This is a genomic window from Collinsella sp. AF38-3AC, from assembly GCF_003474365.1.
In the GTDB taxonomy this organism is placed as follows: domain Bacteria; phylum Actinomycetota; class Coriobacteriia; order Coriobacteriales; family Coriobacteriaceae; genus Collinsella.
In genome coordinates, this window is sequence record NZ_QROM01000001.1 from 312,770 (window position 1) to 327,688 (window position 14,919).

A 14,919-nucleotide genomic window follows, 5' to 3' on the forward strand; every position below is an offset into this window, starting at 1 on the left:
CTCCCTTTCTAATTCTTATCGGAGGCTTCGGCCTCGGCGGACTGTTCGGCGGTTTTCTCGGAATCTGATTCGGAGGTCGATCCCTGGTCGGTGTTGTCGCGAATCGTTTGCGCGTCGATCACCTGGCGGGTCTGCTCCTCGTCGATCTGGTGGCGGTACTTGGATATCGTGTCCTGCGCATCGTCGACACTTGTTTGCGGAATGCCCGCCTTGAGGCGGTTTTGCGTGTCTTCGGGCAGGTCGGACAGCTTGATACTGGTTTCGCTTTCGAGCCAGTGGAGCTTGAGTCCGAGTGGCTTGCCGGGCAGGCCGCGCCAGACGGCGACATTGCCCTGGTAGGTACCCAGGTAGTACGAGCCGGTGACACCCGTGTAGGCCCAGATGGCAGCTGCCAGCACCAAGACGAGACCTAAGACGACGCCGATGGTGACGTTGCGGCGACGCACGCGTTGCGCCTCGCGCATAACGCCATCGTCAACCAGGTCAACGACTACTACGGTCACGTTGTCGTGGCCGCCGGCGGCAAGCGCCGCGTCCACTAGGTTGTCGACGCAGATTTGCGCGGTTGAGGACTGCGTGGCGATGTTCTCGATATCGCTATCGGGAATCATGCTCGAAAGGCCGTCAGAGCACAGGATCAGGCGGTCGCCTTCCTCGATATGCAGAGTGAAGTGGTCGGCATACATGGCGGGGTCTGAGCCCAGCGCACGGGTGATGACCGAACGGTTGGGGTGGACGCGAGCCTCGTCTGCCGTGATCTCGCCGGCGTCCACGAGCTCCTCCACGTAGGAGTGATCGCGGGTCACGCGGATGAGCGTGCCCTCGTGGAGCAGGTAGGCGCGAGAGTCACCCACGTGGGCGATGGCGAGCGTGTCGTTTTCGATATAGGCGCAAGTGGCTGTGCAGCCCATGCCGGGCTTGCCTAGGCCGTTCAGGGCCGCCTCGATTACGGCGGCGTTGGCTGCCTCGACGGCTGCGGCCAGGCGTGCTGCGTCGGCGGACTGCGGGGCCGTCTTGGCAATAGTCTCGACGGCGATAGAAGAGGCTACCTCGCCGGCGGCGTGACCGCCCATGCCGTCGCATACGCAAAAGAGCGGCGACTGCACCAGGTAGGAATCCTCATTGTGCGGGCGCACACAGCCAACGTCGGAGCGGGCACCCCACATGAGTTGCGTGGTGGTGCCGGCATCATAGGTCGAGTCGGTCTCGATGCGCTCCTCGGTCAGGGGCTCAAAGCTCATGGTCGAGCCGGGGTCTTTGAGCTTGGCTTCAACGGCGGCTACGTCGATCTCGGCTGTGTCACCGGGAGAGACGGTGTCGGTCTCGGCGTTTGATTCGGAATCGCCGGTGTCCGGAGAGTCGGGCTCCTCGGGCACGCGGGCGGTCGACTCGTCGTCTTGCGGGCTGACGTCTATAGGCTCGGGTGTCGCAAAGTGCGACGGCGCGGGCGTGCTTTGCGACTGGGCGGCGGGCTCGGCCACGGCATCGGACTCGCTTGCGGGCGCAGGCTGCGGGGTCTTGGGCGCAGGGCCGTCCTCGGGGGATGGCCCTGCCTCGGGCGCCGGCGTAGACGCGGGCGCAACCTCGGATGACGGGGCTATGGGAAACGCCGGCGCGGCGGGCTCGGGTGCCGCAAACACCGCAGCGCTCTCGTTGATTGCCGCGGCGACGGGCTCTGCAAAGTGAGCTGGCGTCGGGGTTGCTTCTGGCGCTGTGGGCTGATCCGCAGCATGTGCGCCGATGGGCGCCGCTACGGCATTCTCTTCGTCCTCGTTATCGGCGAGATCCGAAATATCATGCGTTACATGCGAAAGAGGCAGGGAGAACACGGTGTCCTCGGGTTCCACGGGTGCGGAGCCCGCCGGAGCGGCGTGGGCCGGTGCAGCTGTGGCGGCAGCCGGTGCCTCGGTCATAGTTGTGGACTTGTTCTCCTCGTCGATCATCGACGGTTCACCTTCATGACCACATCGCCAATCTGGACTTCGTCGCCCTCGCGCAGCGTGGCAGGCTCCACAAGCTGGCGGCCGTTGACGAGCGTGCCGTTAAGCGAGTTGAGGTCCTCGATGATGAGCGCCGGGCCCTGCAGCGAAAAGCGCGCATGCGAGGCCGAGACGAACGGTTCGTTGATGCAGATGTCCGAAGATGGCGAGCGACCGACGATGACGGGGCCGAGCATGTCTACGTGGATGCCACGGATGCCGCGCGGGCCCTTGTCCACATCGATCGTCCAGATAGCCGAGTCGCGGCGCTGTCCGCGCACAAGTCCCACGCCGGTCTTCATGACGGCGAACAGGAAGATATAGAGCAGGGCGACCAGGACGATGCGGCCTGCAAAAAGGACGATATCGATGTTCATAAGCGACTATCCCCTAAATTCAAAGGTGCTCAGGCCAAACGTCAGCAGATCGCCGTTGCGCAGCGGGCAGCGCGTAATGCGGCGGTTGTTGACGAGCGTGCCGTTGGTGGAATTGAGGTCCTCGATCGACCAATCCGAGCCCGTAAAGGTGAGCTGGGCGTGGCGGCGCGACACGTTGGGGTCGCGCAGGGCAATATCGGAAACTGAGCGCTCGCGACCGATAGTCACCTGTGCGGAGGTGATGCTATGGCTCTCGCCGCTCACGACGTCGACGAGCTGGGCGAGCGGGCGCTGCGGGGCGCGAGTGCTCGCCATGTTGGAGGCGATGCCGGCTGCGGTGCCTAGGCCCACGGCGGCACCGGTCGCGGCGGCTCCGCCCATGCCGGCAAGCGCGTCGCGCGAGACGGTCTGCGGCACCGGGATAGGAGCGGCGGGGTCGGGGACGCTAGGCGCGAAGGGATCTGCTACGGCAAGCGGGTCGGGAGCGGCGGCGCGAGGCGTCGGCTGCTGCTGGGGCATGGCGGCGGGGCGCTGCTGCTGCGGGGCAGCAAACTGCTGCTGACCGGCGCGCGGGGCGCTGGCGGCACGGCTTGCCGCGGAGTTGTTTTGGCCCAGACCGTTTTGATAGGCGCGCTCTTCTTCGTACAGGCGGCCGAGCGTGGGGGCATCGACGTTCTCGGCAAAGACCGAGAACTTGCCGGCACGCAGCTGCGGATCGATCATAAAGCGCACGAGGGGCTCGCCGACAAAGACATAACGGCGCTTTTCGGCCTGCGCCTTCACGAACTCGCGGACCTCACGCGAAAGCTCGGGGTAGAACGGGGCGAGCATGGGGTCGTCGTCGGCGGCGATCAGGATGGTATAGAGTGCCGGCGCCGTGTTGACGCCATTGATCACCAGAGTCTGATCCTCCATGTCGCGAGCGGCCTGCTTGGCAAGCTTCTTAAAGGAGAACGGGGCACGGGTGGCACCGAAGATGCCGGCCACGTGGTCCTCGAAGATGTTCAGGAAGTTCACGAAAGATCACTCTCCGTATAGGTTCTTTGGTATCCGAGCATATATAGGCATATCCCAACGATTATAGAGGATAGGGTTCCCGCAACCGCCGCCTTGGCGACGACCGCGGCTGCAAGGCTGGCAATTTCCATATGGTGTGCAAGACAGGACGCCGCTGCGCAGCCGATGCCGGTGAAAGCGATAGCGGCGATTGCGGCAAGGTTTGAGCCCTGATCGGCACGCTTGGCATGGGCATTGAGCAGCGCAGATGACGCTGCGGCAGTTGCCGCGACCAGCACAAAGGCAGCCCAAAGGAGCGGGTCTCCCAGCGCTGCGGCAACGTTACCGAGCCCCAGCACGCCTCCGGCTGAAAGCGCGACCGTGGCCAGACGGGCAAAAAGCGCGCCCATGCCCGTTGCCGCGGCGGCGCTTGCCGGGCCGAGCCAAAATGACGCGACGCCGGCGGCGACCCCAGCTGCCAGGAAGGTGTTGCCGGTCAGACAGCCAAGCGCGAGTGCACAGGTGAGCGCGGCGCTCGCGGCAGTCTCGGTGCGACCCCAGGCGATCCACCAACCGGACATGGCGGCGGCAAAGATCACCGCGACGGGCAACATCGACAGGATGCCCTGTGCCTGCATGGTGGCGTTGGCCATGAGCACCAAAAAGCCCACGGCCGAGATGGCCGAGCCAATCTGGGGGGCCAGGCCGGCCGCCGCTCCGATCGCGATAGCCGCAATGACCAGGCCGGGAAGCGCCGCGACCCCAGCCGTTTGCATCAGCAAAAAGCTAAAGGTGCCGCACGCTAGCGCCGAGATAGCGCGCATGGTGTAGTCGCGCGCATGGCTCCAGCGCGTGCCCGCCCAGCCGAGTGCGGGGTCGACCTCGATGGCGTCGTCCTCGTAGTACGACGGCTCGATATCGTCGAGCTCCTGCTCGTCATCCGAAAGCTCGCCAACCATTTGCTCCAAGCTGCGACGGCCCTCGCGTACGCTGCCCAGACCGGCAAGGAGCTGGTCGCAAAATGCCTCGATGCTGCTGGGGCGGTCCTGCGGCATGGGGGAGAGCGCGCTCATGAGCGCGCTCTCGGCTCCCGGGGGGAAGTGTGGTATCAGCTCGCTGGGATAGGTGGCGCCGCCGATGATACGGTCGAGCGAGTCGGCGGGCGTGGCCGCCATAAAGGGAGCGCTGCCGCACAAGCCCTCATAGATAACGCAGGCAAGGGCAAAGACATCAGCGCGTTCGTCGACCGTGCCGGTCTCGATATCGAGCTGCTCGGGCGGCATGTAGCCGATGGTGCCGCCGCGCGAGCCGCCAAAGCCACCGGCGGACGACAGCCGCGCCATGCCAAAGTCGGTGAGCTTTACATTGCCCGAGTGGTCGATGAGCACGTTGGCGGGCTTAATGTCCAGGTGGAGTACGCCATTACTATGGGCGAAGGTGAGCGCCTGGCCCAGGGCATCGGCAATGGCCGCGGCCTCGTCAAAGGTAAGTGAGTGGCCGTCCACGCGATGCAAAAACTCGGCTAGCGACATGCCATCGACATATTCCATAACCAGGTAGGCATAGGCGGTGTCGTGCGTAAAGTCGATAACCTGCACGATATTGGGATGTTGAAGCATAGCGGCAGTGTGCGCCTCGCGCAGGACATCCATGATGTCGCTGGCGGGCATGCCGGAACCGTTGATAAGGGGGATGCGCTTAATGGCGACGCGGCGGCGCAGGTGCGTGTCGCGGCAGATCTCGATGGAGCCAAAACCGCCGGTCGCAAGCGTCTCGAGCGGCTGGTACCGCTTGAGCAGCTCGCGAGAGCTGGTGCCCTCCAAAGGAACGTCCGGCGAGAACCGGGCGGTATGTTGCGAGAAAAGCGGCATGGCCAACCCTCGTGCGTTTAAAGTTCGTTTGCGAGCGGCGGGCGCGGGGCCAAGCCGTTCGCGGTGGCATAGATGCTGCTAGTGTAGCACGCTCGGGCAGATGGCGAGGAAACGGGGATGAGGTGGCCCGATCGGTTCGGGTCGTTTCGGCTCGTTCGGAAAGTGGGGGACCGGTTTTCAACCAAATAATGGGATGCGCTTTCCAAAGGGGGCAGCTTGCGGAAGCTGCATCCCAGAATAATGGCCTGGAACGGGACGGACTTTCCGAACCGGCGCTCAAAAGGAAACCGCATCCCATTTTGGAGCGGGGACTGCGGACAAAAGCTGGACCGTGATCTGGCTCGGATTGGAGTTCGCCTGAATCGTTGATGCTGGCTGGTGTGGGAACAGAGATAAACGAGCGGCTCGAGCGATATAATGACACGCTATGGAGGCCATATGCTTTTTTCCCGCCGTTCTGCTACATCTGCCTGCGCCATTGCGCTTGTCGTAATGGCGGTCACCCCTTATCACCGGTTTTCATCTTCAATCGGCCTGGCGTCAGGTGCAATGACCTGGCTCGTTATCCTGGGCGCATGCCTCGCGGCGTTTGTTCATGGTGCTGCGCTATGCAAGGGGGGAATGAGACGGCCGAGGCATCTCGGTGCTATCGGTGTTTTCCTTGGTGTTATTGCAACGGTTCCCGAGTGGGTTGACTTGGCCTTCTATGCTCGCGGAGATTCTATTCCATTCGTGTTTGCACCGATCTGGCTGTTGCATGGCGTTTCGTGCGTCTCGTGCTTTGCTGGGGCGTTGCTCCTCTCATATGTTATTTGGGACACGGCGGGCTCTCCTTTGACGCAGGGGGCGACGCCGACCGACGAAAGAGAGAATCGTCGCCTGCAGAACGCGATTTTTACAGAAACAATAGCCGTCCTGTCTTGCCTGCTGTTTTGCTGTCGAGTTTCATGGAGAATTGTCCCCGAGCCATGGGGGATACCCTCTGTTTCGGCCGCATCAATTGGCCTTGCGCTTTTAATTCCGTTGGTCTATCTCGCATTGGCTGTGGCCCCGCTGTTTCGCTGCTCCCGCGCCTTTGGTCGGGGGCAGAGCGACGTGTTTGCCCGTTCTGTGCTCGTGGCAGTCCCTATTGGCCTTGTTCCGGCTGTTGAGGCGGCATACTTCGCAAGCGATGCCGCGATCATTGCATTGCTTGCGATGGGGTCTGCTATCGCCGCTGCCTTCGTATGCATGTTACTAAGGAGAAAACGGGACAACAATTCGGATATCGCCCACGCGTCTGACCCATTCGATGCGGAGGCGTTTTCCCCTGCCCTGTCGCCTAGAGAAGAGCAGTTTGTTCGACTGCTGCTCAAAGGGAAAACGCCGGCGGAAATTGCCAAGGAGACGGATACGAAGCCATCGACGGTGCGAACAACGCTTCACCGAGCATACGGGAAGGCGTCAGTTGCGGGCTCACGCGAGCTCGTGGCGTTGTTTGCGGGTGAGGGTGATACTGTAGGGCCTGAGCTGCCGCAGCGGCATGCTGACGATATGTTGGCATCAGCTCGAACGCGCCGGCTGTTTCGATACCTGCTCACATTATTTTTTATCCTCTTTGCGGCTGGACCGTTGGTAATGGCGGATAGCGATTGGGGATCCGGTGTTTCGTGGGCTGTCGCTTTTTCTCTCTCAAGCTATGCATTGGGTCTCGGACTGCTTCTGTCGCTACGCTACGCGGGTGGAAAACCGAATCGTGAAGCTGCGCTGGATAGAGCAGGTGAGGCGATTGAGCTCGGAGGTCCGTGCATGTGGGCGATACTGTCTGCTGCGGAATGGTCTTTTATCTATATCTCGACATGGAGGTGCATACGCGTTCCGTTGATGGCTGTGCCGGTCCTGTTTTGCGGCGTGGCGTCTACAGCTTCGCTCGCTGTTGGGCTGCGTCCGTTTAAGGTGCATGCCCGTGCTCGGGCTATCGTGCCATTGGTGTCAATAGGTGTCGCTGCTTCAATCTATGCGGCCAGTAGGGGGCGAATTCATGGGTTCGTGGTGCTGGCGGGGATGCTGCTCACATATGTAGTGCTGCGAAGCTGTCCGCAGCGCAAAATGCTTGGGGTATGGATGCTTTGCTTTGGGGCGACGGCTCCTGTCTGGGTCGTCTTGCTCAACATGGCGCAGGATCTGATGGTTTTCGAGCCGCTGTTCCTTGCGTCGCTGTTGGGGTATAGTTCGGCTGTCAATGTCGTCGTGGCAACGGTGGTCGTCTGCTGGTCTGTGCCCATGTTCGTCACGCACATCGCGCTCGCCCACTCGGTTGAGAACGAGAGGGCCGTCTTGGAGTACCGTGCGAATGGGTTCACCGAAACGGCTCGCGTGCGCCAGCTGGCTTTGCTTACATCGCGCTCCCTTTCTGATGTTCAGTCGCAAATTTTGCTGATGACGGCAGAGGGCGCAACGACAAAGACCATTGCGGAGGACGTAGGTTATGCTGCATCTACGGTGCAAGCGTTGCGATCCGCATCTTATCGCCAGTTGAAGATCAAGAACAAAGCGGAGCTTATTTCATTGTTATCGCAGGTGGATAACGTGTAAACGCCTGGATTATCAACTCAATAGCGAGTGTTTACAGACATCTTTCTCCATTCATGCAAAGGTTGCCGTGCGTCGACGCATTGTTAACCGCTTTTGATTGGAGAAGGTCATGATTAAGTTAAAGAACGCCATTGGCCGCATCGGAGTGAGCCTTGCGATTATTGCGGGGCTTTCCCTGGGGGCTCCTATCGTATCGTTTGCTCAGGAGGAGTTTGACACTTCTCAGGTTTCAAGCGTTACGCAGAATGCCGACAGCGGAATAGCGACTTGTGTTAACAACGCGGATACGGGATTTAGTTTCCAATGTTCCGGGACAAGCGCGACGGGCTATCGCCGGAAAGACAATTCTTCCTCGCTCTATATCAACATCTTGGGGTATTCGGGCAAGCCACTTCGTTTGTATGTGGATGGAGCTTACAACACAAACGGTAGCGGTGGCGCAAATTGCACCGAGGGCGTATATCGTTCCAACCATTATGGAAAGTGGGAGATGTACAACCAGGTTCGCGAGAGCGGGCGTTCAGCGGCTCGTCTGACGGCTTGGGCTGAGTCTGGCTATGGCACCGTTAATGGAGTCTGGAGTCCTGATTGCGTTGGGCGCTTCTCGAAGTTGCCGGCGTAGTTTGAATGGATACCCGCCCGGGCCAGCGGGCCTGGGCGGGAAGGAGGATTCATGATTAACAATAAGGGAGTCCTGCGGCACGAGCTGCACAAGACGTTCCGCTGCCCGCTGTTTGCTGCCTCCCTCGTCATGGGCGTTTTGATCGCGTTGGCGGCTGCTGTTGAGTCGTGGTGTTACCTGAATCAAGAGCGGAATAATCTACTCTCTTTCGGTTATGGGCTTGGCCTGCAAGCGCAGCACTATCTTGGACAAACGCGCGAGAGTAGTTTCGGCAACTGGATAGTCGTGAGCGCAAATGCGCCACTATCGGCGACTATTTTTTTCTACATCTTGCCGCTGCTCGCTCTCTTGGCGGGATCCTGGTCATGTCTGGCTGAGCGGTTGAACGGTTACGACGCCCAACTATGTACGCGCGTGTCGAGGAGGCTTTATATCAACGTGAAGCTCATCTCGTCATTCCTCTCGGCATTTGTTGTAACTGCCGTACCGCTCGCCGTTAATTTTCTCATCGTATCGATGTTGTTTCCCGCGTATATGCCCCGGGTCGATGAAACGACATACGTTGGCCTTTACTTGCACAGCTATTTTTCTCTTCTTTTTTATACTCAGCCCTTGCTCTACGTATTGGTTTATACGCTGTTCGATGCAGTGACGCTGGGGGTTTTATCCATGGCCGTGACCGGTCTGTCGGTTGTGTTTCGCAGCAGAGTCAAGGCTGTGATCGTTCCGTATCTACTCATGGTTGCGTGGCACTTTGTTAATGACTGGATTTTTAGCGTCTTGCAGTGTATTGGATTCAACTGCAACATTCTCAACAGCATTAGATCGGAATCGCTCAATAACTGGCCCGACATTCGAGCGGGGATTGTAGAGATCGTAGCCCTGCTTATTGTTTCGCTGTTTTTTGCGAAGGTGTTGGAGAGGCGCGAGGTGATTTGATGTTGTTTCGATTGCTCGCGGCGGATTTGAGAACCGTATTGAAGAGGAATGCTGTTGCTTTTATTGCAATGGCGGTCATGTCGATTGCGAACTTGGTCTATGCGTATGGACTGTCCGTGATATATGGTACTAAAACGGAAATATTGGGGTTTGCAGATAATTTCGCGCTGGTTTTTGCCGGGTCGACTCCGTTTGAGTTTAGGCCGGGGGCCATGTTCGTTCCTCCACTTGGCTGGCTGTTTCTCACCCTGCTCATTCTCTATACAACCCTCGATTATTCAGTCGAATCATTGCGGGGGTTCGGCTTGCAGACGCTTGTCCGGTGCCGTACGAGGTGGCTGTGGTGGGCGTCGCGGTTTGTTTTGGTTACGGTGGTAACGACAATCTCACTGCTCGTGGTGGTCTGCTCTGTTGTGCTTTGGAGTTTGGCAACGGGCGCCTCTTTTAGCACGGTTATACATAGCGAGTCGCTTCAACTTGTAAGCTTAGGCAAGGATTTTCTTACATCGAGCGAAGCGGATGGACTGCCGTTTTTCGCGGGTCTATTTCTTGCTTTTGAATCGCTTGCCTTTATGCAGCTTGCAGTTGGATTTGCATTTGGGCCATCGGTCGCGTTTGTGACGCTCGTGAGTTATTTGATTTGCTCGGCATATACAAGTCATTGCGCGTTGTTGGGAAACGCATTGATGCTTCTGCGCTGGGACGGAATGGTGAAAGGGGGCGTCTCGGTGGCTTCGAGTGCGCTGGTCTCACTTGCGATCATGGCGGCTTGTTTATTGATGGGCGGATTTTGGTTTTGGCGAGCCGATTTTATAGAAAGGAAGGGCACGGTATGGCTGTAAACGTTAAAAACGTATCGAAGCGAATCGGTAAAATTGACGTTTTGCGCAATGTGTCTATCGAGATAAATCCGGGCACCGTTGTCGGGCTTCAGGGCATTAACGGCTCGGGCAAAACCATGCTCATGCGAGCGGTTTGTGGACTAATTAAGCCAACTAAAGGCGAGATTATTATCGATGGACAAAGGCTTGGAATGGATATTTCGTTTCCGCCAAGTCTGGGAATGCTGATCGAAGCGCCTTCTTTTATGGGCTACCTATCCGGCTATGACAACTTGGAGCTCATCGCCAAGATCAAAGGTGTTGCTGCCGATGAGGATATCCGTTCTGCTCTGCGACTTGTGGGGCTTGATGCTGACGAGAAGAAGAAGTTCCGGACTTACTCGCTCGGCATGAAACAACGTCTGGGGATAGCTGCGGCAATTATGGAAAAGCCGAAGCTGCTTGTTCTCGATGAGCCAACGAATGCCCTCGATGAAGCGGGCGTTGAAATGCTCAAGCGCGTCGTCTCGCTGGCAGCTTCAGCGGGCCGTGAGGTTCTTTTGTCTAGCCATGACGGGGAAGTGCTCGCGGAACTTGCCGATAGGGTTTATTGCATGCGCGATGGCGCCATCGCCGAAGTGCGGGAAAGGCTGTGAGTGAGATGGAATCGGCTCTTTTGACGAGGAGATCCGCGCTCGCGCTCTGCGGTTGCGCTGTAATTGGTGCGGTTGGTGCAAGGATAAGCGCTGTTAACGCCAATAGAACGGTGATTCCTGAGAAGTATTATCCTGCGGGGAAATGGCTTTCGATGGACGGTGCATACTTTGGTTCGAAGGACAGCCCAACTTCGGGATATTCATTCTGCGTGGATGATGCGGCGTTGATGACGCCACGGGAATATCTTAGACGGTCTCATGACGACTATTCAAAATACGGAGACGTGAATGTTGAGACGAGCCTGAAGGACGCTAATTGTAAGTGCGTCATTGCGGTTAAAATGCGCGTGCGGAACAGGGATAACGAAGACGGTGGAATCAAAACGTACCTTTGGCATCTTGTGCCAGAGTCTTCTCCAAATTACGACTTTGTGGTCAATACGGATTTAATTTGTCAGGCGATGCCGGTTTTAGGCGGGTCTCCAGCATTTGCCGTGCAGGTGGGGGCAGAAAACGAGTTGCTCGTCCCATTTATGATGCAAAACACCAACGACTATTTCGAAGATTACGAAACCGTCCGTTTTGAGAAAGCATTTCCCGGGACTTACACGATGAAGATGACCGATCTGCCGGAGCGAAGGCTCTTAAGGTTTGAAGTGAAATAGCTCGAGAGTTAGGCAAAACGGGTCCATCGGCAGTACGCGCGCCCGATTTCAGGCGCCCCGACCCGGAATCGGGCGCGAGACGAGGCACCTTCGGTGTCGGCCAGCCTAGCGCCTCTTCTTGCTCTTCTTCTGCTTGCGCTGCTTGCCCTTGTCGCCCTGGGGTTTGTCGGCCTTGTCGCCCTGCTTGGCCTCGGCGGCAGCCTTCTCGGCCTTCATTTTCTTCTTCTTGGTCTCGATGCGGAGTTTTTTGTTGATGCGCGCCTTAAGGAAGGCGCCAAACTGCTCGGCATCGCCGCGAACAAAGGTGTCCTTGGGGATCGTCACGCCCTGGTCGGCGAACATGGCCACAAAGATGCGCTCGCCGTCGAGTACGTGGTCGAGCTTCTCAAACGGGAAGAACTGCGACTTGCCGCTCTTGCCCCAGACCATCAGGCCGTCTTCGTTGGCGGCGACGCGGCGATAGCGGCCGCCCATGGACTCGTCGGCCTCGACGGCATCGATAAAGTCGCGGGCGAGCGTGTGGTGCAGGTTTTTGCTCCACCAGGCCAAAAAGGTGCCGAACACGATCAGGACGACGCCAAACTTGATCCAGTTGCCGCCGGCCACCAGCATGCCAACGCCCAGCAGCGCGGCAATTGCCGCGGCGACATACAGCGAGCCGCGACGCCTGGGCGAGGCGACCAGACGGGCGAAGTCGGTGACGAGGTCGTTTTCGTACTGGTACTCGTTGAGGTACAGGATGCCGTCATCGGCTGCTGCCTGCTCCTCGAGCGCGACCTCGATCTGGTCGGCTGCTTCGGAGGGAACGAGGTTACTCTCTGCGTCTGCCATGCTCTTTGGACTCCTATCGCGGCGGGCTCGCCGTACGGGTTATTATGAATGCAGTATGCCGTGCGACCGCATGGCCGTCGCGGCAACAAGACTCAGTATACCCGGGGGAGCACCCATGGAATCGTTGTACCGAAAGTATCGCCCGCTCACCTTCGACTCCGTGGTGGGCCAGCAGCATATCGTCTCGACGCTCGAGCACGCCATCACCGAGGGGCGCCTGTCCCACGCCTACCTGTTCTGCGGTCCGCGCGGCACGGGCAAGACCACCATGGCGCGCATTCTGGCCAAGGCGCTGCTGTGCCGCAATGCCGAGGTGGCGCGCGCCGAGGGTGCAAGCGGCTGCATGCCCGACGGTACCTGTGAGGAGTGCGAGCTCATTGCCGAGGGCAACCACCCGGATGTCTACGAGCTCGATGCCGCAAGCCGTACCGGCGTGGACAACGTGCGCGAGGAGATCATCAACTCCGTCAACTTTGCCCCGGTGCGCGGCAAGTACAAGATCTATATCATCGACGAGGTCCACATGCTCACGACGGCGGCGTTCAACGCGCTGCTCAAGACGCTCGAGGAGCCGCCGGCACACGTGATCTTTGTGCTGTGCACCACCGACCCGCAAAAGATTCTGGAGACCATCCTCTCGCGCTGCCAGCGTTTCGATTTCCATCGCATCGGCAACGAGGATATTGAGCATCGCCTGGCATACGTGTGCGAGCAGGAGGGCTTCGATTACGACGACGAGGCGCTCGCTATCGTGGCGCGCCATGCCAAGGGTGGCATGCGCGACGCATTGTCCACGCTGGAGCAGCTGAGCGTCTTTGGTAACGGTTCTGTGCATGCGGACGACGCCCGCTCGCTTTTAGGCGAGGTTTCGGACCAGATTCTGGGCGAGTTTTCCCGCGCCATTGCCGATCGCGATGTTGCCGAGCTCTATGGACTGATTCGTGCGCAGGTCGAGGAAGGAAACGACCTGCTGGAGCTGACGCGCGACCTGGTGGCGCATGTGCGTGACGTGTACGTTGCCTGCGTTGCCGGTGCCCGCGCCGAGCTGTTTGAGGGCGGCTCCGAGCAGGCCGAGGCGCTTGCTGCCGAGGCCGCTGCCTTTGGCGAGCATCCTGCCGACCGCCTGGCCCGTGTGCTGACAGTGCTCGACGATGCCGCACTGGAGATGAGGGGCGCGAGCGACGTGCGTCTGGTGCTCGAGATTGCCTGCACGCGTCTGGCACGTCCCGAGGCTGATTTAACGATTGAGGCATTGGCCGAGCGCGTGGCACGTCTGGAGGCCATGGTTGCCAACGGCGCCGTACCGGCGAGTGTGGCCGCTGCTCAGGCCGCCGCGCCTGCAGCATCCGTACCCGCAGCTGCCCAGCAGCCGACGCTCATTTCGGGCGCCCGTGCTGCCGCTCCGGCGACATCCGCTGCCCCCGCTGGTACGTCCGCGCGCCAGGGCGGTATGCCTTGGGACCGTGGTGCTGCCGCTTCGGCGGCTCAGCCTGCGCCCGTGTCAGCTTCCAGGCCTGCAGCGCCTGCACCTCAGCCTGCGCCGACTCCGACGCCTCAGCCCGTTGCGGCCCCCGCGCCTGCCACCGCTCCGGCACCTAAGCCCCAGTCCAACAATGCCGCCCAGGTTGCCGCCGCCGGTACTGCCGAGACGCCCGCGGTCGATGATGCCGGAGAGCTGCAGCGCAAATGGGCCGAGGTTGTCGAGCGTGTCAAGGCGCGTCAGGCTTCCTACGCAGGGCTTTTGCTCAACGCTCGCGCCACGGCCGACGACGGCTCCAAGCTCACGGTCTCGTTCCCCGCGGGTTCGACTTTTGCCATTAAGATGCTCGGTCGCGCCGATACGCAGTCGGTGGTCCTGCCGACGGTTTGCGCGGTCTTCGGTCGTCGTACCGTCGACTATGTCCTGGATGGGGGTGGCACGCCGGCTCCTCAACATGAGGAGCATTCTCCATCTGCACGGGCTGCGGTATCTGCGGACCCGCAACTCGTGTCCTCGGCGGCCCCTGCATCCTCGAGCGCCAGCGCGACGCAGCCAAAAGCGGCACCGGTAGCGGCACCGACCCTGTCGGCGCCTAAGCCCGTCACGGCCAAACCGGCTGTTCCGACACCCGCGCCCAAGCCCGCCTCGCCCGCGCCCAAGTCGTCTGACCTGGGCAAAGCCCCCTGGCTACGCTCCGACAACCCCGCCGGCGCTCCTGCCACGGGTAAGCTCCCGACTGAGCCCGCGCCCCGTGCGCCCGAGCGCTCTGCCGCTCCCAAATCTCAGCCTGCCGCGCAGTCTGCACCGTGGGAATCCGAGCAGGTGCCCTACGACGACGCCATGGTTGCTGGTTTTGCTGCCGATGCTGGTGGGAACGATCTGCCTCCGTTCGACGTGCCGGGTGCGGCGTCCGCGCCCAAGTCCGCTGCAACTGCCCCCAAAGAGGAGGACGCTCCTGCAGCTCCCTGGGAGTCCAACCCCGGCGCCGGCAGTCCCTTCGGCCATCAGGGCGCAGCCCCGAGCATCCCGCAGACCGAGGACGAGGCCAAAGCCCTCATCCGCAGCGTCTTCGGCCAGTCCACCATCTTCAAGCCGGTGGAGTAGCTGC

Annotated in this window: 12 protein-coding genes; 7 read left to right on the forward strand and 5 right to left on the reverse strand. The window is 60.2% G+C overall.

Features of this window, described 5'->3' with window-relative positions:
* Positions 1–8: 8 nt before the first annotated feature.
* The 4 genes from DW029_RS01200 to DW029_RS01215 are packed head-to-tail and all read right to left on the reverse strand — an operon-like array spanning position 9 to position 5,223.
* Positions 9–1,943 (reverse strand): Stp1/IreP family PP2C-type Ser/Thr phosphatase, encoded by a 1,935-nt coding sequence (locus DW029_RS01200; RefSeq protein WP_118345069.1) that lies wholly within the window; start codon positions 1,941–1,943, stop codon positions 9–11.
* On the reverse strand, positions 1,940–2,356 hold the full coding sequence (locus DW029_RS01205; RefSeq protein WP_006235180.1) for an FHA domain-containing protein: 417 nt from the start codon (positions 2,354–2,356) through the stop codon (positions 1,940–1,942). The genes DW029_RS01200 and DW029_RS01205 overlap by 4 nt, the downstream gene beginning before the upstream one ends.
* Before the next feature lie 6 nt (positions 2,357–2,362).
* Positions 2,363–3,373, reverse strand: a complete 1,011-nt coding sequence (locus DW029_RS01210; RefSeq protein WP_117735400.1) for an FhaA domain-containing protein — start codon at positions 3,371–3,373, stop codon at positions 2,363–2,365.
* Complete coding sequence (locus DW029_RS01215; RefSeq protein ID WP_118345070.1) at positions 3,370–5,223, reverse strand: serine/threonine-protein kinase; 1,854 nt, start codon at positions 5,221–5,223, stop codon at positions 3,370–3,372. Before DW029_RS01215 ends, DW029_RS01210 begins: the two co-directional genes overlap by 4 nt.
* A gap of 438 nt (positions 5,224–5,661) precedes the next feature.
* On the opposite strand from DW029_RS01215, the gene DW029_RS01220 reads away from it, so the two are divergent.
* From DW029_RS01220 to DW029_RS01245, 6 genes are all read left to right on the forward strand, one after another.
* Positions 5,662–7,797, forward strand: a complete 2,136-nt coding sequence (locus tag DW029_RS01220; RefSeq protein ID WP_158572584.1) for a LuxR C-terminal-related transcriptional regulator — start codon at positions 5,662–5,664, stop codon at positions 7,795–7,797.
* Positions 7,798–7,906: 109 nt separating this feature from the next.
* On the forward strand, positions 7,907–8,419 hold the full coding sequence (locus tag DW029_RS01225; protein ID WP_117742892.1) for a hypothetical protein: 513 nt from the start codon (positions 7,907–7,909) through the stop codon (positions 8,417–8,419).
* Positions 8,420–8,470: 51 nt separating this feature from the next.
* Positions 8,471–9,358, forward strand: a complete 888-nt coding sequence (locus tag DW029_RS01230) for an ABC transporter permease subunit (protein WP_117742891.1) — start codon at positions 8,471–8,473, stop codon at positions 9,356–9,358.
* Positions 9,355–10,200, forward strand: a complete 846-nt coding sequence (locus DW029_RS01235; RefSeq protein WP_233543758.1) for a hypothetical protein — start codon at positions 9,355–9,357, stop codon at positions 10,198–10,200. Before DW029_RS01230 ends, DW029_RS01235 begins: the two co-directional genes overlap by 4 nt.
* Positions 10,191–10,835: an ABC transporter ATP-binding protein gene (locus tag DW029_RS01240; protein ID WP_117742889.1), complete on the forward strand. Its 645-nt coding sequence runs from the start codon at positions 10,191–10,193 to the stop codon at positions 10,833–10,835. Before DW029_RS01235 ends, DW029_RS01240 begins: the two co-directional genes overlap by 10 nt.
* A gap of 5 nt (positions 10,836–10,840) precedes the next feature.
* Entirely contained in the window at positions 10,841–11,500 is a 660-nt protein-coding gene (locus DW029_RS01245; RefSeq protein WP_117742888.1) for a DUF5028 domain-containing protein, read from the forward strand.
* Between the two features lie 105 nt (positions 11,501–11,605).
* Here DW029_RS01245 and DW029_RS11210 read toward each other — a convergent pair whose 3' ends face one another.
* The gene (locus DW029_RS11210; protein ID WP_158553119.1) at positions 11,606–12,331 is read right to left on the reverse strand and encodes a hypothetical protein; all 726 of its coding nucleotides are present in this window, start codon (positions 12,329–12,331) and stop codon (positions 11,606–11,608) included.
* 115 nt (positions 12,332–12,446) lie between these two features.
* Here DW029_RS11210 and dnaX point away from each other — a divergent pair, with 115 nt between their 5' ends.
* Positions 12,447–14,915 carry a DNA polymerase III subunit gamma/tau gene (gene dnaX / locus DW029_RS01255; RefSeq protein WP_158572585.1) on the forward strand — a complete coding sequence of 823 codons (2,469 nt, stop codon included), beginning with the start codon at positions 12,447–12,449 and terminating at the stop codon, positions 14,913–14,915.
* Positions 14,916–14,919: the final 4 nt, after the last annotated feature.

Bases quoted from the DNA above. Each gene is read 5' to 3' on its own strand.
- DW029_RS01200 (WP_118345069.1), bottom strand. From the start codon at position 1,943: ATGATCGACGAGGAGAACAAGTCCACAACTATGACCGAGGCACCGGCT.
- DW029_RS01205 (WP_006235180.1), bottom strand. From the start codon at position 2,356: ATGAACATCGATATCGTCCTTTTTGCAGGCCGCATCGTCCTGGTCGCC.
- DW029_RS01215 (WP_118345070.1), bottom strand. From the start codon at position 5,223: ATGCCGCTTTTCTCGCAACATACCGCCCGGTTCTCGCCGGACGTTCCT.
- DW029_RS01220 (WP_158572584.1), top strand. From the start codon at position 5,662: ATGCTTTTTTCCCGCCGTTCTGCTACATCTGCCTGCGCCATTGCGCTT.
- DW029_RS01225 (WP_117742892.1), top strand. From the start codon at position 7,907: ATGATTAAGTTAAAGAACGCCATTGGCCGCATCGGAGTGAGCCTTGCG.
- DW029_RS01230 (WP_117742891.1), top strand. From the start codon at position 8,471: ATGATTAACAATAAGGGAGTCCTGCGGCACGAGCTGCACAAGACGTTC.
- DW029_RS01240 (WP_117742889.1), top strand. From the start codon at position 10,191: ATGGCTGTAAACGTTAAAAACGTATCGAAGCGAATCGGTAAAATTGAC.
- DW029_RS01245 (WP_117742888.1), top strand. From the start codon at position 10,841: ATGGAATCGGCTCTTTTGACGAGGAGATCCGCGCTCGCGCTCTGCGGT.
- DW029_RS11210 (WP_158553119.1), bottom strand. From the start codon at position 12,331: ATGGCAGACGCAGAGAGTAACCTCGTTCCCTCCGAAGCAGCCGACCAG.
- dnaX (WP_158572585.1), top strand. From the start codon at position 12,447: ATGGAATCGTTGTACCGAAAGTATCGCCCGCTCACCTTCGACTCCGTG.